The 22690-nt window shown below is 43.2% G+C and carries 20 protein-coding genes and 1 pseudogene; 19 read left to right on the plus strand and 2 right to left on the minus strand.

The window, feature by feature from the left end; translation table 11 throughout:
- Window positions 1-65 precede the first annotated feature (65 nt).
- The 5 genes from ACSFXN_RS06340 to ACSFXN_RS06360 all read left to right on the plus strand — a co-directional run bounded on the left by ACSFXN_RS06340 (window position 66) and on the right by ACSFXN_RS06360 (window position 5994).
- A complete protein-coding gene (locus ACSFXN_RS06340; protein ID WP_437149342.1) occupies window positions 66-1082 on the plus strand; it encodes a M28 family metallopeptidase in 1017 nt (338 codons plus the stop codon).
- 847 nt (window positions 1083-1929) lie between these two features.
- Window positions 1930-2406 carry a cupin domain-containing protein gene (locus tag ACSFXN_RS06345; protein ID WP_300989164.1) on the plus strand — a complete coding sequence of 159 codons (477 nt, stop codon included), beginning with the start codon at window positions 1930-1932 and terminating at the stop codon, window positions 2404-2406.
- A 103-nt stretch (window positions 2407-2509) separates the two neighbouring features.
- Window positions 2510-2983, plus strand: a complete 474-nt coding sequence (locus tag ACSFXN_RS06350; protein WP_300989163.1) for a cupin domain-containing protein — start codon at window positions 2510-2512, stop codon at window positions 2981-2983.
- A gap of 216 nt (window positions 2984-3199) precedes the next feature.
- Entirely contained in the window at window positions 3200-3676 is a 477-nt protein-coding gene (locus ACSFXN_RS06355; protein ID WP_437149343.1) for a cupin domain-containing protein, read from the plus strand.
- A 257-nt stretch (window positions 3677-3933) separates the two neighbouring features.
- Window positions 3934-5994, plus strand: a complete 2061-nt coding sequence (locus tag ACSFXN_RS06360) for a GAF domain-containing sensor histidine kinase (RefSeq protein WP_437149344.1) — start codon at window positions 3934-3936, stop codon at window positions 5992-5994.
- Window positions 5995-6200: 206 nt separating this feature from the next.
- On the opposite strand, the gene ACSFXN_RS06365 is transcribed toward ACSFXN_RS06360, so the two are convergent.
- Window positions 6201-6746, minus strand: a complete 546-nt coding sequence (locus ACSFXN_RS06365; protein ID WP_300989160.1) for an ECF transporter S component — start codon at window positions 6744-6746, stop codon at window positions 6201-6203.
- Between the two features lie 260 nt (window positions 6747-7006).
- Between ACSFXN_RS06365 and ACSFXN_RS06370 the strand changes: the two genes are divergently transcribed.
- From ACSFXN_RS06370 to ACSFXN_RS06400, 7 genes are all read left to right on the plus strand, one after another.
- On the plus strand, window positions 7007-8317 hold the full coding sequence (locus tag ACSFXN_RS06370; RefSeq protein WP_437149345.1) for a DUF2254 domain-containing protein: 1311 nt from the start codon (window positions 7007-7009) through the stop codon (window positions 8315-8317).
- Between the two features lie 123 nt (window positions 8318-8440).
- A complete protein-coding gene (locus ACSFXN_RS06375) occupies window positions 8441-9439 on the plus strand; it encodes a macro domain-containing protein (RefSeq protein WP_437149346.1) in 999 nt (332 codons plus the stop codon).
- 105 nt (window positions 9440-9544) lie between these two features.
- Complete coding sequence (locus ACSFXN_RS06380) at window positions 9545-10198, plus strand: vWA domain-containing protein (RefSeq protein ID WP_437149347.1); 654 nt, start codon at window positions 9545-9547, stop codon at window positions 10196-10198.
- A 117-nt stretch (window positions 10199-10315) separates the two neighbouring features.
- A complete protein-coding gene (locus ACSFXN_RS06385; RefSeq protein ID WP_437149348.1) occupies window positions 10316-10873 on the plus strand; it encodes an alpha/beta hydrolase in 558 nt (185 codons plus the stop codon).
- Between the two features lie 165 nt (window positions 10874-11038).
- Window positions 11039-12019, plus strand: coding sequence for an aldo/keto reductase (locus ACSFXN_RS06390; protein WP_437149349.1), 981 nt, complete (start codon window positions 11039-11041; stop codon window positions 12017-12019).
- Between the two features lie 313 nt (window positions 12020-12332).
- A complete protein-coding gene (locus ACSFXN_RS06395) occupies window positions 12333-13673 on the plus strand; it encodes a copper amine oxidase (RefSeq protein ID WP_437149350.1) in 1341 nt (446 codons plus the stop codon).
- A 57-nt stretch (window positions 13674-13730) separates the two neighbouring features.
- Window positions 13731-14441, plus strand: coding sequence for a class F sortase (locus ACSFXN_RS06400; RefSeq protein ID WP_437149351.1), 711 nt, complete (start codon window positions 13731-13733; stop codon window positions 14439-14441).
- Between the two features lie 113 nt (window positions 14442-14554).
- Here the strand turns inward: ACSFXN_RS06400 and ACSFXN_RS06405 are convergent, their stop codons facing one another.
- On the minus strand, window positions 14555-15583 hold the full coding sequence (locus tag ACSFXN_RS06405; RefSeq protein WP_437149352.1) for an alpha/beta fold hydrolase: 1029 nt from the start codon (window positions 15581-15583) through the stop codon (window positions 14555-14557).
- Between the two features lie 254 nt (window positions 15584-15837).
- On the opposite strand from ACSFXN_RS06405, the gene ACSFXN_RS06410 reads away from it, so the two are divergent.
- The 7 genes and pseudogenes from ACSFXN_RS06410 (at window position 15838) to ACSFXN_RS06440 (ending at window position 22685) form a co-directional block, all read left to right on the plus strand.
- On the plus strand, window positions 15838-16860 hold the full coding sequence (locus ACSFXN_RS06410) for a zinc-binding alcohol dehydrogenase family protein (RefSeq protein WP_437149899.1): 1023 nt from the start codon (window positions 15838-15840) through the stop codon (window positions 16858-16860).
- Window positions 16861-16926: 66 nt separating this feature from the next.
- Complete coding sequence (locus tag ACSFXN_RS06415; protein ID WP_437149353.1) at window positions 16927-18528, plus strand: pyruvate oxidase; 1602 nt, start codon at window positions 16927-16929, stop codon at window positions 18526-18528.
- Window positions 18529-18633: 105 nt separating this feature from the next.
- Window positions 18634-19125: a DUF1648 domain-containing protein gene (locus ACSFXN_RS06420; protein WP_437149354.1), complete on the plus strand. Its 492-nt coding sequence runs from the start codon at window positions 18634-18636 to the stop codon at window positions 19123-19125.
- A 444-nt stretch (window positions 19126-19569) separates the two neighbouring features.
- A pseudogene (locus tag ACSFXN_RS06425) lies at window positions 19570-19731 on the plus strand (TetR/AcrR family transcriptional regulator); the annotation flags it as partial.
- A 51-nt stretch (window positions 19732-19782) separates the two neighbouring features.
- On the plus strand, window positions 19783-20178 hold the full coding sequence (locus ACSFXN_RS06430) for a TetR family transcriptional regulator C-terminal domain-containing protein (RefSeq protein ID WP_437149900.1): 396 nt from the start codon (window positions 19783-19785) through the stop codon (window positions 20176-20178).
- A gap of 513 nt (window positions 20179-20691) precedes the next feature.
- A complete protein-coding gene (locus ACSFXN_RS06435) occupies window positions 20692-21552 on the plus strand; it encodes a MurR/RpiR family transcriptional regulator (protein ID WP_437149355.1) in 861 nt (286 codons plus the stop codon).
- Window positions 21549-22685, plus strand: a complete 1137-nt coding sequence (locus tag ACSFXN_RS06440; RefSeq protein WP_437149356.1) for a M20 peptidase aminoacylase family protein — start codon at window positions 21549-21551, stop codon at window positions 22683-22685. The genes ACSFXN_RS06435 and ACSFXN_RS06440 overlap by 4 nt, the downstream gene beginning before the upstream one ends.
- The last annotated feature ends 5 nt before the right edge of the window (window positions 22686-22690 follow it).

Raw genomic sequence — 22690 nt, forward strand, 5'->3', positions numbered from 1 at the left:
GGAATGATAATAATGCCAAAGCTTATTGCTCCATAAGCGAAGAACTTTGCAGGGAGGGATACATTATGGAAGACAAATACCTTAACTTGATCAAAGACCTGTCAGATCCGGCACTCGGCGGCCGGGAGCCAGGCTCATCCGGCCATAAAAAAGCAAGAGAAATGATAGTCCGACATTTTGAAGAGCTAAAGCTAGAGCCTTTAATGGAACAAGGATGGGGACAGCGGTTTCCGGTCACGAAAGTAATTACGGGAGAAAACCTGTTAGCTAGTAAAAAAGGAAATACCCAGGACTGGATTCTGCTAGGGGCGCATTATGATCATTTTAAAAATATTCCAGGTGCTGATGATAACGCGGCTTCAATCGGGATTGTTTTCGATGTGATCGCTTCGCTTGCTCAAATTTCCCATAACTTAACAGTAGTGCTCGGCATTTTCGATTTGGAGGAACCTCCGTACTTTTTATCCGAAAAGATGGGAAGCGTCTATTTTTACAATCATTTGCCTAAAACACTGGCCTTCGATCATTTTAAAGGAGCTATTGTTCTGGACTTATGTGGACATGATATCGCGATAAAAGGACGGGAGCATGCGCTTTTTGCGATTGGAGCAGATTCGAGCCCGCTGTTGTCTGCCAGTATCGCAGAAGCAGCAGAAAAGAATGCAAACTTATCGGTTTATCAAATCCTCCGCAGGCCGCGACTGCATCTCTCTGACCATTATATTTTTGATATGCACAATCAGCCGCACATCTTTCTGTCATGCGGCCACTGGCCGCATTACCACACGCCTCAAGACACTTTCGAGCGATTGAATTTAATAAAAGTGGCCCATGTTGCTGATTTTCTGAAAGAAGCGCTTCTTCGGATTGAGGAAAACTTAGGAAAAGAAACGGCTTTATTGAAGAAGTTCACTAGAGAAGATGAACTGGCAGAAGTGGGACGGTTAGTCGGAATGGAAATGCCGCCGGTCCGCTCAATCGATCCCATCCTTGGTGTTTTGATGCACACCATTTCAAGGAAGAAAAAAAGCTCGCTCCGGAAAGTGCAATTGATGGTGAAGGTATTGTTAAAGGGATTGTGAAGCGACAACCAATGTGATTAAGATAGATTTAATTAAAATGATAAGCCTTATTCATTTCGCTCCAGGACGGACGCTTTCCGTGGGGTGCGGCCCTAAGCCTCCTCGCTCGCTGGCGAAAACCATGTGCTCCTGCATCGCTGCTCTAGCTTCGAGACATGAAATGGCGCTGCTCCTGCGCAAGCTCGTCGCAAAGACTTGACCACGCAGTCTTTAGCCAATCTGTGGGGCAGCGCAAGCGACGAGACAGCCGAGACCCCGCAAGGAGCGAAGCGGCTGAGGAGGATTGGGCGCGAGCCCGCTGCAAGCGTAGCTGGTTGGTGTAATATCAGTTAAAGGATGATCACTAATACAATTTTTAACTTTCTCAATATGCCTTCCAATAAAATGTGAACAGTCTCTTTAAATTTTTTTAATCGATGCAAATCTTTTTAAAACAACCTTAAACATCTCAAAAGGTTTGATGGCATGAAGTATATTAGAATTGTTGATTTTATTATGATATTTCCAGAGATGAATGAAAAAATAAAAAAATATATTTAATTCTGAAAATATAGAATTTTAAGTTAAAAGGGTGTATAATGTAGCTGGATAAAAATACATATAGATTACATAGAAGATGGAAGAATCGCCTTATGGCAACGAGAAAGATTGAAAGTACAAATCAGTTAACTTGAATTTATTGTCTAGAGGCATAAATTCAAGTTAAAAGAGGGCTGGTAAAACTTAAACTTAGTAAGTATATCTTTAACCATGCCTAAACTGCCAATCAGGAAAATACATTAACAACATTTTCAGAACTACTTACCTGACACTCAGTTTTTGTTATTAAAATTAGGAGGTAAGGAAAATGGAACAGCAATTGAATAATGCTTTTTCGTTTGCGCACGGGGAAGGAAAAGCGTATTGGTTTCTTGGCACGTTAATAGAAATGAAAGCAACTGGCGAAGACACAAATGGCGTTTTTAGTTTATTTGAAGAACTGCATCCACCAGGCTATGAGACGCCGCTGCATCTACACCGCAATGAAGATGAAATATTTTATGTAGTGGAAGGCGAAGCGACATTCACCGTTGGGGAAAAAACGATTGTGGGAAAACCAGGCACTTTTCTTTACGCGCCGCGAAATATCCAGCACAAGGTTAAGATAGAAGGATCTGTGCCTGCGAAAATTCTCATTATGTTAACGCCTGCCGGAGGAGAACAATTTTTTGTAGAAGCGAGTGTGCCGGCTGACAATTTCAAGTTGCCGCCAGAGACTATTGTGCCCGATATGGATCAGCTGATGGCAGCTGCCCAGAAGTTTGATATTGAAATTCTGGGATGACAGATGAACGAATCAATATCATTTTCTAAATTCCATTAATGAAGACGTGTAGAAGTTGCCGATTGCCCAATTTAGCGCCATAAATATTGGGAGGTAACGAAAAATGGAACAACAATTGAATAATGCTTTCTCATTTGCACATGGGAAAGGTAGAGCCTATTGGTTTAATGGCACGCTAATGGAAATAAAAGCAACAAGCGAAGACACCAATGGCGTTTTCAGTTTGATTGAAGGCCTGCTGCCACCAGGTTATGAGACGCCGCTGCATAAGAAACAGAATGAAGAGGACATTTGCTATGTTTTGGAAGGTGAAGTAACCTTCACTTTCGGGGAAAAAACGATTATGGGAAAACCGGGAACTTTTGTTTATGTACCGCGCAACCTGGAACATAAATTCAAGGTTGAAGGATCTTCACCTGCAAAAGTGCTCTTCATGTTTACACCTGCTGGAGTCGAACAATTCTTTATTGAATCCGGTGTGGCAGCTGATGAATTCAAGTTGCCAACGGATATCGATACTGATATGGAGAAATTTGCGGCGACAGCACAGAAATACGGTGTAGAAATTCTGGGATGACATACGGTAATAAGGTCGACTTCTACACAAAATCATTATAAAGTGGCGGAGATTATGGGAGTTGTACTAGAGCGCTAAATTTTATTTTATCCCTTATGCGGCTTTGCATTCTTGCTGAGCCGCACCTTTTTGAATCCAGGGAGTTTCTTTTAATATCCAAGGGAAAGAACTGACAAATACGTAATTTATCCACTTTACAATTTGGAGGCAAGAAAAATGGATCATCCACTAAATAAAGCATTTGCGCTAGCGCAAGCTGAAGGAAAAATATTCTGGTTCCTAGGCACTTTATTGGAAGTGAAAATAACAGGTGAAGAAACGAATGGGGTATTCAGTTTGCTCGAAGAAATAGATCCGCCAAACTTTTACACTCCATTGCACATTCATCATAATGAAGACGAATTCTTCTACATTTTAGAAGGCAAAGCCACTTTTAAGATAGGTGATAAAACAATTGCAGCGAAATCAGGAACTTTTCTTTTTGCACCTCGGGATATTGCCCATATGTACACAATCGAAGGACCTGCGCCGGCTAGAATATTAAGTATATTAATGCCTGCAGGATTAGAGAATTTTTTCATTGAAACCAGTATTCCAGCCACAGAATATAAGCTCCCTCCGGCTGATGTAGATGCAGATATGGATAAGCTGTTTGCAGCTGCAGCTAAGTACGGAGTAGAGATATTAGATTGATCATGAAGATGGATTGAATCCTTCATTTAAATGAAGGGTTTTTCTTATCCTTTCTCAAAAGTACAGTTTTCATTAGTGAAGCAAAGTATTTCCAATGTCGAAGTATATAGGGAATTGTAAGTTTTCTCTGTTCGTTTGGAAGAAAGACATGTAAAATAAAAGGTAAAAGATTACAGGAATGAAAATAGTATGGAAAAGAAAAAATACCTGGGGTTCGAGAATTGATTTTCTAACTCCTCTGATTGGAGAACAAGTGGATGCTAAAGGAACAGACTCGATATTCCAGGCTTGCCAATATAACGAAAGTCATCAATACCAAGCTTGAGCTCCGTGAAGTGCTTCAGCATGTAACCACGGCGATTTCTGAAGAAATTGTCCAATGCAATTCCGTAGGCATTTTTCTGCCTCACGAAGACGGAAGTTTCCGGGCGTTTGTCGGAAAACCAGAATTTATCAACGGCAATTCGTTCGATTCACAAGTGCTTGACCTCGAAATGGATTTGCTGGCAAATGAAGTTATTGAAACTCAGAAGACGATTTATATACCGGATACTTCAAAAGACCACCGCCCGGATCCAAGATCGGTGGAAGCCTTCGAGATAAAATCGCTGTTGGGCTTGCCTATTTCATTTGAAAAAGAGTTGTTTGGACTGGTTTTTTTGTTCGATCACGGAGCACCGATGAATTTGACGGAATCTGAAATTCAAAGTGTGGAAGCATATGTCAATATGGCAGCGGTTGCGATTCAGAATGCGAAAAACTTAGCCCAGAAAGAGAACTTGATCGCCGAAAATCAGATGCTGCTAAACATTTCCCGGGAGCTGTCGATGTGCTCTTCCATTCAGGAAAGCATCGATAAATGTTTTTTCTATTTGTCCAAAGTTCTTGGCAGCGATAACATGGTTGCTCATCTATTGGATCCACTTGATAAAAAGAACATTTCTTTAACCAAGTGCAGTGAAGGCTGCACTTGGGAGGAAGCGGACTGCATGGGAGACCCCCGCAATATGCAAATGGATCAAGGCTACGATAGCCTGATTCAAAAAGTAATCCAATCCAGAAAAGCGATGACGGTTCCGTGCTTGGCCTCTAAAAACCTGCTCATCATACCGCTGGTTTCAATGAAAGAAGTGCTGGGAGTTATTACAGTCTTAAATCGGGATGGAGAAAACAGCAGCTACGATGCCAGCCAAATTCAATTGGCACAGTCGATTGTCGACACTACGGCACCTACTTTTTCTAATCTGCTTTATATGGACCAGCTGGAAAATATGGTAGAAGAACGGACAAGCGCGCTTGCTGCTGCAAACGAAAAAGTGACGAGTGTCATCGAAAGCATAACGGATGGTTTTTTTGCTTTAAACAAAGAATGGGAAATCATCTATATCAATAAGCATCAGTATTTGCCTGACAATAAGAAACCAAAAGAGGTATTAGGGAAAAATATTTGGGATGTCATTCCTCCACATACAGCTGAAATCATGTATGACGAATTTCACCGGGCGATGTTCGAACGCATTCCGGTACAATTTGAAATTCCATCTCTAAATGAAGAGTCTTGGTACGAAGTGGTTGCCTACCCGTTTGACGATGGGATTTGCTGTTTATTCAAGGATATAGCGGAAAAAAGAAAATATGAGAAAGAATTAAAAAGATTGTCCAAATTGGATTTGATTGGCCAAATGGCGGCAGGAATCAGCCATGAAATCCGAAATCCCATGACGACGGTCCGTGGATTTTTGCAGTTGTTAAAACAAGAAGAAGACCTCAATAGGCATTTCAGTTATTTTGATTTAATGATAGATGAACTGGACCGCGCTAATTCAATCATCACGGAATTTCTTTCGATGGGAAATACAAGGTCATCAGATTTGAAAATGATGGATTTGAATTCGTTGATCAGCGACATTGCACCTTTGATTAAAATAGATACTTTTAACCAAAATAAACTGATCGAGTTCAATACCCAGGAAATTCCTGAAATGCTGATGAACCGCAATGAAATCCGGCAATTGATCATTAACTTATGCCGCAATGGGCTGGAAGCGATGAATGAAGGGAACGTTTTGACGATTAGTACCTACCAGAATGAGGCTGGCTGTGTCGTTCTGGCTATTCAAGATGAAGGCGAAGGGATTCTTCCGGAAGTTCTGGAAAAAGTAGGGACGCCGTTCTATACTACGAAAGATAATGGCACCGGTCTGGGGCTAGGCATCAGCTACGCCATTGCGGCACGCCACAATGCCACTATTGATATTGAGACAGGACCGGGAGGCACGACGTTCTATACGACGTTTTGCTACCGTCGAGAAAAGTAATTCTTTTGACGAAAACCTGAAAATATAAATTTGAATTACAAAATGAGGACGTCTGACATTTACAGACGTCCTCTTTTTGAAAGCTTTTCGGATAGGTGTGAGCGGAAAATTTTTGCTTAATAAGCGACTCTCGGCTGGATATGAGCAACTCATCTAAAACTGCAAAAAAGCGGCACAAGCTAGTTTGCTTGTGCCGCTTAATGCAATTATTTAAAGAAAGGAACTTTTTTCAGTGCAATCACTGCCGGAATAGCTACAAGGAGCCCTACGACGTTCTGGACGATATTGCCGGGAATCGAAGCAGCCGGAACGATGAAGCTGTTGAAAATGATGGCTTCACCAATATAATAGATGCCGAGCATGAAAGGAATAGAAACAATAGCACCAATGATGTTGAACGTCTTGCTATTGCCATTGCGGCCATTTGACCAGGCAATTTTTCCAACAAGATAGCCTTGCAAACCGCGGGCCAGAATTGAAATCGGTGCCCACAAAGTCCAGCCGGAGATCAAGTCGAACAAGCCCATTCCGACCGCTCCTGCGATCGCCCCTTTTTTAGGGCCGAACAACATCGAAATGATAAAGAGCATCGCAGTGCCCAAATGCACCAGTCCGCCATTCGCTGTAATCGGCAATTTGATGTTCAGTAAAAGAGTCGCAACAAAGACAAGTGCAATTGACATAGCGGTAAGGATTAAATCAAAAGTCCGAGCGCGTGAGTATGTTGATGAGGCAGTGGTTGTTTTTTGCATAATCTTAACCTTCCTTATTGTCAGTTTTTATAATAAGGATAACTTTAGCAAAGGATTGGCCTAGTTGAAAGTATCAATATGACGAAATTCTTAGGGGTCAGTTTGCAAGCGCAATAGATTACATAACCAGCTGATTTTGAAATGAAACTAGCATATTTTTTAACAACACCATCTATCTAAGTAATTAAACGGATTTCGCAAGTAATTTAGGCCTCCATGATAAAGTATAAGTAAGAATTAAAGTGAGAGGAGGGTTCGATTTGTCGATTTTTTCGTATTGGACTAAAGAAAAGTTCTGGATGACTCCTGTCATTTATAGTGTATTTGCAGTGCTGTTATCCATTGGCTTTTTTTATGTCGATTTATTGCTTGTTGAACGTTTTAAGGAGTATATTCCGTTCATTCTTCTGACTAAAGTGGATTTGGCGAAAACAATCATGGGTGCATTATCCGGAGCGCTCTTGACCATGAGCACATTCACATTTTCCACCATACTGGTTGTTTTGACAATGTATTCCTCACAGTTTTCTCCAAGGGCTTTGAAGAACTTTGTGCATGATCCGGTGACTTGGCGGGTACTTGGTGTATTTTTAGGTGGATTCATCTATAACACCTTGTCGCTGCTGTTTATGCGCGAACATCTATATTCACATGACGTTATTTCCACCTTTGTCGGAATTCTCATCGCTTTTTCCTGTCTAGCTACATTTGCTTATTTTATCCATTATATCGCTACAACAGTGCAGGTAGGCAAACTAGTGGATGAATTAATCAAAGATACAGAGAAAGTCATTCACCTTTATAAGAAACTGGAAGATAAAACGTTAATGACCGCCGAAAGTGTTTCTTGGTCTCCGATTGGAGTGAAAACAGAAATTGCGGCACAGCAAGAAGGTTATCTGCAGTTTATCGCTCTTGATAAAATCGAGAGTTATGCAGAAGAGCATGAGATTGAAGTTGAAATAAAAGTATCAGTCGGCGATTATGTTTATGAAGGAATGCCGCTCATGCAGATTTATTCTAAAAATAGTACAGCGTACTCGATGAAAAAGTTTTATTCCATAGGAAGTGAAAGAATAGCTGAGCAAGATATCGCGTATGCATTGCAGAAATTGGTGGAGATTGCATTGCGAGCTATTTCTCCAGGAATCAATGATCCTAATACAGCCAACGATATTATCCTGCGAATCGGCAGCTTGCTTGGGAAAATCGGTTCCATCAAAACCGGAACTCATATTCTGGCAACTACCACTGGAAATAACCTGGTCAAGTATCATTTTCCTTCCTATCATGCCATTTTGTACAATGTGTTTTTCCAATTATCCCATTTCGGCAAAGAAGATATTTCCGTGTTGTATTCAATAACGGATTCATTAAGAGTAGCGGCCAAAATTGCTCCTGAAAAACACCATGAAACCATCTGGAAAATGCAGTTATATGTTCTAGAAGTGCTTGAAAAACAGCAGCTGAAATCATATGACCATGCATCTCTTCAAGAAAAAATTGATGCGCTTGCTGAAGCGACTAATCAAAGGCCAATTATACTGGAGGTTTTAGAAGGGAAAATATGATATTGACTTACATTATTTATTTACTTCGAAATGCCGGGAACCGGTTGAACAAATGCTGCCAATTTGATTAGGATGCAATCCCAAAAGATGAAATTCTATAATTTTTATAAGGGGATGAAGCAAATGCCAATGGAAATTGTCCGAAATGACATAACTAACATGCAAGTCGATGCCATAGTAAATGCAGCAAATAACGCGCTTCAAATGGGCGGCGGTGTATGCGGGGCAATTTTCCGTGCAGCCGGTGCCAAGGATTTGCAGGCGGCCTGCGATCTAATAGGCCATTGCCCAACAGGGGAAGCCGTACAGACAGAAGCTTTTAACCTGCAGGCCAAGTACATTATCCATGCTGTCGGGCCGGTTTGGAGTGGCGGCGACCAAGGAGAAGAGCGTTTGCTTCGAAGCTGCTACAAGAATTCGCTGGAACTCGCCGCAACTCTTGGCTGTGAATCAATTGCCTTTCCGCTCATTTCTTCCGGCATCTACGGGTATCCGAAAGAACAAGCGCTGCAAGTAGCGATATCTGAAATCCATGATTTTTTAATGCAGCATGAAATGCTCGTGTATATTGTGGTTTTTGACAAGCAATCGTTCGGCATCAGCGAAAAGTTGTACAAATCAGTCAAACAGTATGTCGATGAAAACTATATCGACAAGCATGAACTGCGCTATCCGCGCAACCGGCGCATTTTTGAACAGGAAATCATGTCAGAACCGGTTTACGGACAATCCCTGCAACAGGAGATTGACCAAAGAACACTGGAAGATATTGTCGGACAAATCCACGAATCTTTTTCTGCCAGATTGCTGCGGTTCATAGATGAGAAGAACATGACCGATGCCAAAACGTATAAAAAAGCGAACATTGACCGCAAGCTGTTTTCTAAAATCCGCAATTCCTTGAATTATACACCGATGAAAAAAACGGTCATCGCTTTCGCCATTGCATTGGAGCTTGATTTGGATGAAACGGCAGAATTGCTGGAGGCTGCAGGCTACACATTGTCCAAAAGCAGCAAATTTGATGTCATCGTTGAATATTTCATCGAGCGGGGCAATTACAATATTTATGAAATCAACGAAGCGCTGTTTGCGTTCGACCAGCAGCTGCTGGGTGCCTAAAGTGTCGCTTTTCAAGCGACCTTTTTGTTTGTCCAAAAGCTTATTCTTAAGTTGTAAATGATAACCGGAGAGCACTCCGGATTACAATTTGAGGAGGAAAATAAAATGGCATTAAAAGACAGTACGGAATTGGTATTTATTCTCGACAAAAGCGGTTCGATGGGCGGACTGGAAAGTGATACAATCGGCGGGTTTAATGCGCTGCTGGCTAAACAGAAAAAAGAGCCAGGAGATGTAAAAGTTACGACAGTGCTGTTCAATCATGATTACGAGCTGCTCCATGACCGCCTGCCGATAACAGGCATTTCGCCAATGACCGAGGAGGAGTACGAAGTCGGCGGTACCACGGCGCTGCTTGATGCAATCGGGTCAACGATCAATAAAATCGGCAATGTGCAAAAACGCACCAGTGAAGACCAGCGTGCTGGCAAAGTGATGTTCGTTATTACGACTGACGGCATGGAAAACGCCAGCTGCGAATACAATTACAAAAAAATCAAGTCGATGATCAGCCATCAGAAAGAACTGTATAATTGGGAATTCCTTTTTATGGGGGCCAATATTGATGCAGTAAAGACAGCGGGAGATTTCGGCATTGCTGAAGACTTCGCGGTCAATTACCACGCCGATGAAGCAGGCACCCAGTTGAATTACAAGGTGATGAGTGAAACGATCAGTTCTTTCCGCCGCGGCAAGCAAGTTGACCGTACTTGGAAAAAAGACATTGAAGTGGATTTTGATAAACGATCTCAGGAATGATAAAGAATGGGCCCTTGTATAAGAAGGGTCCATTCTTTATTTATACCTGCCTGTGAACGTGCTGCTTGGACATTGACGGGGTCCATACATACAATAGAAGAAAACTGAAAAGAGGCGATGGAAGTGAAAAAGCAAGTTTTGTTTATTCATAGTGCAGGGCCTCAAGGATTTAACCAAGGGAGCAGCGGGCTTATTCGATTTTTAGAGAAAGAACTGGATGGAGATTTTGAGCTGATTCATCCTGAAATGCCTGATCCTGAAAATCCTGTCTACACCGAATGGAAAGATCAATTGGCATTTGAATTCACTAAGCTAAGGGAAGGTGCGATATTGGCCGGCCACTCGCTCGGCGGTTCAGCTTTGCTTAAATTTCTGTCGGAAGAGCCTGTAAAAGGACCATTTCCAGCGCTCTTCCTTGTTGCGTCTCCCGTCTGGGGATTGGAAAAATACTGGGAAAAAGAAGATTTTACATTAACTGATGATTTTGCAACGAAACTTCCAGAGATTTCGCGGATCATCCTTTTTCATAGCACTGGCGACAGTATCGTACCTTACACGCATCTTGAAAAATATACGGAACTTCTTCCTTCGGCTGCTGTTAAAAGCCTTCCTGGCGATAGCCACCTTTTTGAAAAGGGATTAAAAGAACTGTCAGAGGAAATGAAAAGTTTATAAAAGCTTGAAAAAGGTAAACAAAACACAAACATTCTGTAACCGAATGAAAGAAATTTGTTTTCACCAATAACAGTGTCTTTTTGCTTTACCGATGATGATTATCCTTTGGAAACCATTATTCCATGAAGGTTAAACAAAATCGAAAAAGAAAAGAGTGTGATTACGATGAAAACAAGAAAACTGGGGCAGCAAAAACTTGAAGTTTCCGCTATCGGGCTTGGCTGCATGGGAATGTCGGATTTCTACAGCGGACGAAATGACAACGAATCGATCAAAACGATTCACCGAGCGATAGACCGCGGCATTACATTTCTGGATACCGCTGATATGTACGGTGTGGGTGCTAACGAGGAATTAGTTGGCCGGGCAATCAGGGGGCATCGCGATGAAGTCGTCATAGCTACTAAATTCGGGAATGTCAGAGGAGAGGACGGCTCTTTTAAAGGCATTAACGGCCATCCAGATTATGTTGAAAAAGCCTGTGATGCGAGTTTGATCCGTCTTGGCTTGGATACCATTGATTTGTATTACCAGCACCGTGTGGATCCGGACGTGCCAATTGAGGAGACGATCGGTGCTATGAGTGATTTGGTCAAAGAAGGGAAAGTCCGTTTTCTTGGCATGTCTGAGGCTGCGCCGCAAACTCTCCGGAAAGCAGCAGCAGTTCACCCGATTGCGGCACTTCAGACGGAGTATTCGCTTTGGAGCCGGGAAGTGGAAGACGAAATTCTCCCGGTATGCCGGGAGCTTGGCATTGGATTTGTGCCTTATAGCCCGCTTGGAAGAGGTTTTTTGACAGGGCAGATCCGGAAGTTTGAAGATTTGGCTGAAGACGATTACCGCCGCCGTTCGCCTCGGTTCCAGGGTGAAAACTTCCAAAAGAACTTGGATTTGGTAAAAAAAGTGGAGGAAATGGCAAAGGATAAAGGCTGTCGCCCGGCTCAACTCGCGCTTGCCTGGCTGCTGGCACAGGGAGAAGACATTGTTCCGATTCCTGGCACCAAACGGGTGAAATACCTGGAAGAAAATATTGGCGCATTAGAAGTGGAATTGTCGTCCGCGGACTTAAAGCGCATCAATGAAATAGCACCGCAGGGAATTGCGGCTGGGGACCGATATGCGAATATGAGAAGCGTTAATCGATAATAAATTGAACTAACAATACTATATAAACATGCGTCGCTGAAGCGGCGCTTTTTTATATGTATATTTTAAGAGACTAAGAATAGAAGTCAGACAAAAGATTCTAATGAAAATGGTATATTTTACTAACCAATAAGGCATTTTTATTCAAAATGAAGGAAAAAAGATATAATATTCAAAAAAATTAGTTAAATAAGTTTAAGGAAAATACCGGAAGGGAAACGGAGTAAAGGCTGCTTGCGCTTGCTAGCTCGTTCTCCTTGGCCATACATATACAGTGGGCACTGGTTGCCAAAAAAATATAGGAGGTTTTGGAATGAAAGCAATGAACAAAGCAACCACCCTGTTATTGATTTTAGTGATGCTGATCCCGGTTGGAGGAGGGGCGGCGCTGGCAGACAGCCACCAAAGTGAAGTGGCGACTGTTGACACTGCAGCCTTGGAAATGAGAAGTGAAATTGATCGTCTTTTGTCGGAACATGGCTTTGGCACCATCACATTGATGCGCAAGATTTTCAACAAAGAGCCGGATGTAGAACAGCTGAAAGAACTGGCCAATCTGAACAGCCAGGATCTGCGCGCCGGATTTGCCTCTGTCTATGGTGAAGGACCTGCCGATGAGTTTATCGCACTTTGGAACGAGCACAATGCTTTATTTGTTGAATATGCGACTGCTGCCGCCAATAACGACCAGCAAGCGATGCAGAATGCGATGGACAAAATGGAACAGGGTTCCCATAAAATTGCCGCTCTCCAAGCAGAGGTGTCTGAAGGGAAATTGCCTGAAGCCGCTGTGGCAGAAATGCTCATGACGCATGAACAGCAGGTCAAAGCGTCGTTCGATGCCTATGTAGCAGGCGATTACCCAACCTCCTACGCAATGCAAAGTGAAGCAATGGCGTATTTAGTGAATACGATGAGCAAAACGCTATCCACCGCATATGCGGAGCAATTCCCTGAGTTATACGATAATTCGAAGGCGTTGACAGTGGCAGGCAATCTCCGCTCTGATCTGAACCTGCTGCTCGGTGAGCACTTTGCTGTTGCCGGCACAGTCATGCATAAGCGTTTCCAGGATGCACCGGATTTTGAAGCGAGCTTGGCTGCACTGAACGCCAATACGGGCAAAGTTGCTGCTGCCATTACTTCCATTTACGGGGAAGAAGCCGGAAACCAATTTGCGGCGCTTTGGAACAGCCATAATGAATACTATCTCCAATATGTAGATGCCGTTAAAAACAATAACGCCGAAGAAAAAGAAGCGGCCGTGGCAAATCTTGGCCAGTTCCGGGATGAATTTTCTCAATTCATGAGTACAGCAACTGAAGGAATCCTTGATGTCGACACTGTTTCCGAAGCTTTGCAGATGCATGTCGATACAACACTCGGCACATTTGACAGCTTTGTAGCAGGTGATTATGCAAAAGCCTGGACGACTGCACGTGAAGGATATACACATATGTTTGCTACGGCAAAGTTGTTCAGTGCAGCTTTTGTTCAGCAATTCCCGGATAAATTCGCAGGCGTCCCGGCCATGCCTGAAACCGGACAGGGCGGCATGGCTCACATGTTTGATATGAACTCGATTCTTTGGAGCCTGCCTTTCCTTATAATCGCTGCTTTGCTCGTATTCTCCAGAAGGAAAGTTTTGGAGTGAATGATGTAAAAGGAGAGGGGAAACTTTCCCCTCTTTTTCTTCAGAGAGGTGATATATTTGACTTCGTTTGCCAAAAAATTTATCCTCCTGTATTTCCTGTTTTTATTCACGACAATCAACGGCAACCCAGTCCAGCCGCTGGAAACATTGGCAAATGGCTCTAATGACAATCAGCAAGAGTTCATGAATTTGAGCTTGAGCGACCGGATATGGGAAAGGCAGATGCGCAGAGAGAAATTTGAGGACAAAAACATCCCAGTTCCAAAACCGCCGGTGAAAATGGATCCAATCATCCAGCCGAAATTGCCTGGAGTTGTACCGATAGCCATCGAGATTCCGGCTATCGATGTAAAGGCGGATGTCGTCCATGTCGGAAAAGCCAAGGATGGCAGTATGGCAGTGCCTGAAGATATCGAGACCGTCGGCTGGTATAAACATGGTGCAAAACCGGGAGACTCCGGAAATGCAGTAATGGCAGGGCATGTGGATGGGTTATCAGGGCCAGCAATTTTTTATGGCTTAAATAAATTAGAAAAAGGTGATCAAATCCACGTTGCCGATGCAGATGGCAATCAGCTGACGTTCGTGGTGACAAAGAAAAAAATCTATCTGCCTGATGAAGCGCCATTGATGAAAATCTTTGGTGACCACAAAAAAGCCAAATTGAATTTGATTACATGCACCGGTTCGTTTAATCGGAAGATTGGGCATTATGAAGAACGGCTCGTGGTATATACAGAGCTTGTTGAACAGAAAGACAAGCAATAAGGTTGATGATCAAACTGAAGATCCTTCTGAAACCAGGGATGAGAATTCCTTGTTTTCGGAAAGGATCTTTCTTTAGGCAGTTCTGAAAAACCGATTATGCAAAATCCGGAAAATCACTTTTCGAGTTTTGGCAATAATTGAATTTCCGCCGCGAATTCAGTTATTGCCGAGATATATTGTTTTGGTTTGAAGGCATGGATGACATGGTTGGCATGGATCTTTTTGTAGCAGACATGCGGGGCCAGTTCCAAAATCCGTTCGGCATCCCGGTCATCCATAGTTCCAACCAGCCCGTAGTCCGGATAGCGATGCCAATCAGCATGGAGCACCAGAATCGGACACTGGAGGCGCCGGAGTGCAGCGGCGTGATCAATTCCTTCATAAAAACGGCCATCGACAAACGCCCGGGCAAAATCCGGGTCGAACATCGAAAGTGATTTCAACAGCAGCCTCAGCGTACTTGGAAACCCGGTTTCTATCGGCTGTCCGGGATGGGCGTCTTCAAATTTTTGTATTTTTTTGGACAAATAGCGGATAAACTGCGGCGGCACCCGCTTGACCCGTGTTTCTGAAACCGGCATTTCCATCCCGTTAAAATAAGTGGCCAGATCCCGGTTTTCCGGATCCCCTATATTGTCAACGAGCTTTTTCAACCCGTTGTAGACAAAACGGTCCTGATCTTTGAATCGCGGCATTTCGACAGAAAACACTGGGGCATCTTCCAGCACAATGGCTGATACAAGATGTGGGAGATTGGCTGCGCACCATAAAGCGATGATTCCGCCTGAAGAATTGCCGGCGATTAAGGCTTTCTGTTTCACTATATTTTCCAAAAATGCTCTCATATCAGATCCCACAGTTTCCCAGGAGTAGTCTCCGGGAGTCCAGCTGGATTTGCCGTGTCCCCGTATATCCACGACATACACTTGGAATTTTTTTGAGAGCGGCGCCATCACTTTTTGATAGCTTTCCCACATGCCTATTTGAGCAGGAATCAGTACCAGTGGAGGACCGTTATCCGGACCTGCCACATAATTGAGTTTGATCTGACCGGTATCAAATTGAAGTTCTTGAAAGCCGGCTTTTGTTATTTTAGGAGCAGTAATCTTTCCAGACAGTTGTTCATATGGATTTTTGTACATAGAATCTCCTTTCCCATGCATCTGTACTTATCATTATACTCTTTTTGTCCATTGAAATTTTTATAGCATCCATCGCTGTCTCAAATTTATACTGCTGCAAACTGTCACTTGAAAAATTATTTGAGTTTTTCATAACCCTTTTAGGGTAAGCAGGTATTAGGATCAAAAATGGAAATTAGCTTTTGAAATACAACAGAACATAAGAAGCACTATTTACTTTAAGGAAAGAGGCGAAGCCAGTGAGTCAGGAAAAAATGAAAGCATTAGGATTTTATGCGCCAGGAGACCGATCGAAATCCCCTGAATTTGAATCCGTTGAAATCGACAGGCCCGTACCAACCGGCAGAAATCTGCTTGTCGAAGTTCGGGCTATTTCGGTAAACCCGACAGATTTACGGACACGTGACGCCAAAAAAGACAATGATGATTCATTGACGATTGTCGGCCGCGACGTTGCCGGTGTGGTCGTGGCTACCGGAGAGAATTGTTCGTTGTTTAAAACAGGTGATGAAGTCTTCTATGCAGGTACGAGTGCTGCGCCAGGCGGCCAAAGTGAATTGCATTTGGTGGATGAACGCATCGTCGGAAAAAAACCGCAAAGCCTTGATTTTGCGCAGGCGGCGGCTATGCCGCTGACCAGCTTAACGGTATGCGAAGCGCTGTTTGACCGTTTAGGAATTTCCCGCACTGCAGCGGATAATAGCGGAAAAACAATTCTGATTATCGGCGCTGCAGGCGGTGTCGGATCAGCAGCGACCCAGATTGCGAAACTGGTTGGCCTTCAAGTGGTGGGTACTGCTTCAAGGAAGGAAACAGCCGAGTGGGCAAGAGAGCATGGAGCCGACCATGTCATCAATCACCGCGAGCCGATTCCTGAGCAATTGAAAGAGTTGGGTCTGGATGGAGTGCAGTATATTTTCTGCCTGACAAATATCGACGACCACATGGAAGCAATGGGCAAAGTGATTTTGCCGCAAGGAAAGGTATGTTCGATTCTGCCGGCTCAAAAGCCGATCTCTATCGCTTTCTTCTCTAAAAGCGTGACGTTTGTTTATGAATTGATGTACACCCGGTCGATTTATCAAATGGAAGATATGATTGAACAACACCATTACCTCAATGACTTGGCGGATTGGATTGACGAAGGCAAACTGCGTTCTACGCTGAACAAACACTTTAAGCCCATCAATATCGAGAATTTAAAACAAGCCTATGACCAATTGCTGACAGGCAAAACCATCGGGAAAATTGTACTCGAAGGCCCATTTGAACAGTAATCAATAGAAGCGATAAGCGGCTCGAAAGGAATGCTGTATAAATTTAATGAGAAATGAGGGGAAGCAATGTTTGAAAACAAGGCTGGCAGTTATGTAATCGACTTGCTCAAGGAATGGGGCGTAGACCATATTTACGGAATGCCTGGAGATTCAATTAATGAATTTATGGAGGAACTGCGTAAAGAAGATGCGATTCGTTTTATCCAAATCCGCCACGAAGAAACTGGTGCATTGGCTGCATCCGCATATTCAAAACTTACTGGCAAAATCGGCGTTTGTATGTCGATTGCCGGGCCGGGCGCAGTCCATTTGCAAAACGGATTATACGATGCGCAAAAAGACAAGACGCCCGTACTGGCGATTGTCGGCCAAGTAAGCAGCACATCGGTCGGAACGGATACATTCCAGGAGCTGAAACTTGAATCAATGTTTGAAGACGTGGCCGTCTATAACCGGAGCGTGCAAAAGGCGGAACAGCTGCCGGACATGCTGAACCAGGCAATCCGGACTGCTTACGCTGAAAAAGGGCCGGCGGTATTGATTGTGTCGGATGATTTATTCGCTGAAAAGATAAAACGGGACGTACCCTTGACGTCTTCAGCATATGCTATACCAAAAATCCGTGCGGCAGAAGACGATTTGCAGGAAGGTGCCCGTTTGATTCAGGCAGCGAAAAAACCAGTGATTTTGGCTGGCAAAGGCGCAAGAGGAGCTGAAGCGGAATTGCTGGCATTTGCTGAAAAGATCAAAGCGCCCATTATCGCTTCGCTTCCTGCAAAAGGGATTATACCGGATGACCATCCGCAAAATCTCGGGCAGCTTGGCCAACTGGGAACCAAGCCGTCTGAAGAAGCGATGAAAGAAGCAGATTTGCTGATTTTGGCGGGCACTGCATTTCCTTACCGTGACTATTTGCCAGACAATGCTCCAGCGATTCAAATCGACATTGAACCGCGAGTGATTGGAAAATATTATCCCGTGACAGTAGGGATTGTAGGTGATCTTGGACCGGCAATTTCATGGTTTACAGCACAAGCGGATGAAAAGGAAACGGATTTTTTAGAAAAATACATGCAGAAACGAAAAGTTTGGCGAGCTGAGATGCAAAATGATATGGACAAAGAAACTCCGGTTCTCCAGCCGCAGCATGTATTAGCGGAAGTTCAGCAAATCATGGAGAAAGATGCTGTTATATCACTTGATGTTGGCAGTGTTACCATCTGGACTGCCCGTTATCTGCAGCTTTCGGGACAGTCTCTTGTCGTATCGGCCTGGCTTGCAACAATGGGCTGTTCACTGCCAGGAGCTATCGCTGCAAAATTGGCTTATCCGGAACGGCAAGTGATTGGATTGATTGGCGATGGCGGTTTTTCCATGGGGATGCAGGATTTCGTTACGGCCGTCAAATACAACTTGCCAATGACGCTTGTTGTCTTTAACAACCAAAAAATCCAGCTTATCGAACACGAACAAGAACAAAAAGGCAATCCCGCGACGAATGTGGAAATCGCCAATATCGATTTTGCTGCTTTTGCAGCGGCTTGTGGTGGAATCGGCTATACCGCAAAGAGTCGATCAGAACTGAAAGAAGCGTTGGCTAAAGCGAAAAGAAGCAATAAACCGGTTGTCATTGATGCTTATGTTGAGGATATCTCTCCGCTTGAATAATGGCCTGTTAAAATCCTTTGTCTATTTTAGACAAAGGATTTTTTTCTGTTTTCTGAAACCGGCGCTTCTTTTTTCGTAAAATGAATGGAGAGGGGAGGGGACTAGATGAACAATCAACCGAAAATCGATATTACAAAACCTCGCTTTGCGCTTTTGCTCGATGCAATTGCAATCATCGCATTTGCAGCATTGCTCATTTATCTCTTCAGCCAGTATGGTTCATTGCCAGAACGGGTGCCAGGGCATTATAACGGTGCAGGAGAAGTTGATCGATGGGGAAGTAAAAATGAATTATTCTTTTTGCCGATCATCGGCGCGGCTTTATGGATCTTCATGTTCGTTATGGAGAAGTTTCCCCATACCTATAATTACTTGAATCTTACAGAGAAAAACGCAGAAGCCCAGTATAAAATTGGGATGCTCATGATGAATGTGCTGAAAAATGAAATGATCTTATTATTTTGCTTTATCACTTATCAGAACATGCAAGTGGCAAGTGGAGATGCAGAAGGATTAGGTGTAGGATTCATGCCGATTTTTCTGAGCTTGATTTTCGCTACCATTTTAGCATTTATGGTTCGGATGATCCGGCTGTAAAGTAAAAAAAGAGTGTGGCTTCCGATTGTATTTGGAAACCCACTCTCTTTTTTCAATGGGGGAAACAACCGATTCTTTTTTGTGAAAAATAGGCCGGCAGGGGAGGGGAGCGGAAGTGCATTATACTGGCATTTCTTTTACATGTTCTGTATTTAGGCTGTAGACAAAAATGAATAGCAGCATTCAATTAGTGGAAAGGCAACTGAAGATTAAAAAAGCGAAATGAAGCAAAATCGTGGATAATCAAGTCGAAAAAGACACGTATAATTTAAATAGAAGACTTTGATGTGAGTAACCCACATGTTTTATGAGTTATCCCCAGTGCCTTAAAGTTATTAACTTTTTGCTAATACAACTGTATTGAAAAGATAGTGTAAGCAAAATTTATTTAATACAGTTGTATTAATATATTGAAAATTAATAGTATTCTGATAAAATAAGGTTATGCCAAAACTAACTAATCACGAAGAAGTTAAACAGTCGATAGCTGAAGCCGCGTGGAAAATCATTTTAGAACAAGGTCTGGGAGGAGCATCCGTAAGAGCGGTCGCAAAGGAGGCGGGAGTATCGTTAGGAGCGCTGCGTTATTATTTCTCCACCCAAGAAGAGTTAATTGCGTATTCCAGAGAGCTCGTATATCAAAGGACTGCTGAAAGGATGAGAAGAGTATTTAAGCTCGACATGCCGCCGAAAGAAAAAATCGTCCAGGTATTGCTTAATTTATTGCCGTCCTCTGAAGAAAAAAGGCTGGAAGTGGAAGCAAGGCTGGTATTCAAGGTTTATACACGGCATAAAGGAGATAAATTCGATGCCCAGCAGGACAGCGTGTATTTGGCGATTAAAGAAGTCATGTCGTATCTAGTCTTGCTGAATCTATTGAAAAAAGATTCAGATCTGCATCTGGAAACGGAAAGGCTGTATTGTTTAATGGATGGCCTGGCGCTCGATGCCATGATCAGACCAGAACTTTTAGAGGCGAACAGGATGAAAAGAATCATCATTTATCATTTGAATTCAGCTTGCAGCGAAGAATTCGGAACAACAGGCTGGTAGCTGAAAGACGAAAATCACCGCGGCAATGAGTCGTTTGCATAAAGATACACAGAATGAATATCAATTATAACTATATTATGTAATCTACTTTGTGGTTACCTGCTAATTAAACTACGCCGCTTGCCAGTTAAATAAACAAATCCAGCCGCTAGTCAGGGCTGGATTTTTTCTTGTTGAAACTGAATTGAAATATTAGACGGATCTTTCAGGATTTTTTTAACCAGCCCTTTTTTTATGCATTTAATAGTTCAACACCATTATATAAGCAGGATTTTCATTGTAAGTTGTGCTTCCACAGTGCTCCTCAACATACTTTTTCTTTTGAAGTGTTCCCTGCTTTTTTTCGTTCTATAAGTAAATCCACTTTAAAAGTTTCAACAATAAAAAAATTTACAAATTGTATGCAGTATATTGCGTTTGTTAGAATTGTGTGATAAATTAAACAAAATCATAAATGAAGCATAAACTTCATTTAGTAAATAAAAGACGTCTCAACTTCAAAAGGAAGATACTATGAAATTATCGGAATTGATTCAAGAACGATACAGCGACTTATCAAAAAGCCAGAAAAAAGTGGCTACCTATGTCTTGGACAATCCGAGAAAAATAGCCCTTGAACCGGCTCAGGATGTTGGGGATTCCATAGGGGTCAGTGAAACCACGGTAATTCGTTTTTGCTACAGCCTTGAGCTGTCCGGCTATGCAGAGTTGCAAAAGGCCATCCGGGAGCAATTGCTTTCTAACGAAAGCAGCTTGGATGCCTATCAGCAATCCAAAATGGATTTGGAGCAGCAGCCTCATTTTTTAGAAGAAGTAATGGAGCGCGATCGGTCAGCCATTTACGCAACAATGAAACAAATTGATGAAAAACATTACGAAACCGCGGTTGAAAAATTAGCAAAAGCGGACACTGTCTATATATTGGGGCTCCGTTCATCGTTTGCGGCAGCACATTGGCTAACATTTACCCTAAATCTTGTTAGAGGCAAAGTGTGCCAGATCCGTCCAGAAACGGAAGACATCATCCAGGTACTCAGTGAAATGGACAGCAATTCCGTTTTGGTCGCCATTTCCTTCCATCGTTATTTGAAACAACCGATCCGGATCGCGGAACTGGCAAAACAACAGGGAGTCTTTATCATTGGCGTGACAGATTCCCAATTGGCACCAATCCAGCAACATAGCGATGTGGTGTTTCCGATTTATTCGCCAAACAAGTCAACGCTTGACGCGACAGCGACATTATTTTCTTTTCTAAACGCACTGGTAGCAGGAGTCGTGGTGAAAGGCAAAGGGAAGTTTCGAAAACGGCAGGAAGATTATCGGGCTTTGGACAGTGATTTCTTATTTATGGAAGGGGCAGATCGTCAATGAAAGCAGTACTGGAAGAAATAAAACCGGTCGTGGAAGAGGTATTCCAGCATTTGCATACACATCCGGAAATCAGCTGGAAAGAAGTTGAGACCACCAACTATTTAAAAGAGCTGCTGGAAAGTGAAGGATTTGAAGTACAGACTTTCGATGATTCAACAGGATTGGTTGTCACAGTGGGCAGCGGTGAGCCGTGTATCGGGCTTCGTACAGACATCGATGCATTGTGGCAGGAAGTGGATGGAAAGTATCAGGCCAATCATTCCTGCGGACACGATGCGCATATGACGCTTGCTGTCGGGGCACTTCTTACGTTGAAAAAACTTGGCATCCCGGAAAAAGGCCGCTTGAAAGTGATTTTCCAGCCGGCAGAAGAAAAAGGCACGGGCGCCCTGTCATTTGTCGAGAAAGGAATTGTCGACGACATCGATTTTCTGTATGGCGTCCATCTTCGTCCGTTTCAAGAAATCAGCCATGGCTATGCATCTCCAGCTATCATGCACGGATCCGCAAAAATGCTCAAAGGATCGATTCATGGAACAGATGCACATGGAGCACGGCCGCACGAAGGGCAAAATGCCATTGAAGTGATGGCGCTTCTTGTACAGGCCATTCATTCCATCCAAATCAATCCGATGGTCCCGCATTCCGCAAAATTGACGATGTTCCAGGCCGGCGGTGAATCGGCAAATATCATTCCGGGAAATGCAGTGTTCAGCATTGATATGCGTGCCCAAACAAATGGGGTCATGGATAAATTATTTGCACAAGTCATTAAAGCGATGCAGGCTGTGGCAGAAATGGCCGGAGTGAAAATTCCTTATGAAGTGGCGGCAGAAATCGCGGCTGCTGAAGTGGATGACACGGCTGTTGAAATTATGGGACAGGCCATTGCAGAAACTGTAGGCGAAGAATTTTTAGTGCCGCCAATCATTACACCTGGAGGAGAAGATTTTCACTTTTATACGCTGAAGCGTCCTTCAATCAAAGCGACGATGCTTGGGCTTGGCTGCGATTTAGCTCCTGGCCTCCACCATCCGGCAATGACGTTTAATCAGGATAGTTTGATTGTTGGCATTGAGATTCTGGCCCGTACAGTCCAACGTACTTTTGAACATCTAGAACAAGGGAAGTGACAGAC

Origin of the sequence: Planococcus sp. 1R117A (assembly GCF_051417975.1) — a bacterium.
GTDB lineage: Bacteria > Bacillota > Bacilli > Bacillales_A > Planococcaceae > Planococcus > Planococcus shenhongbingii.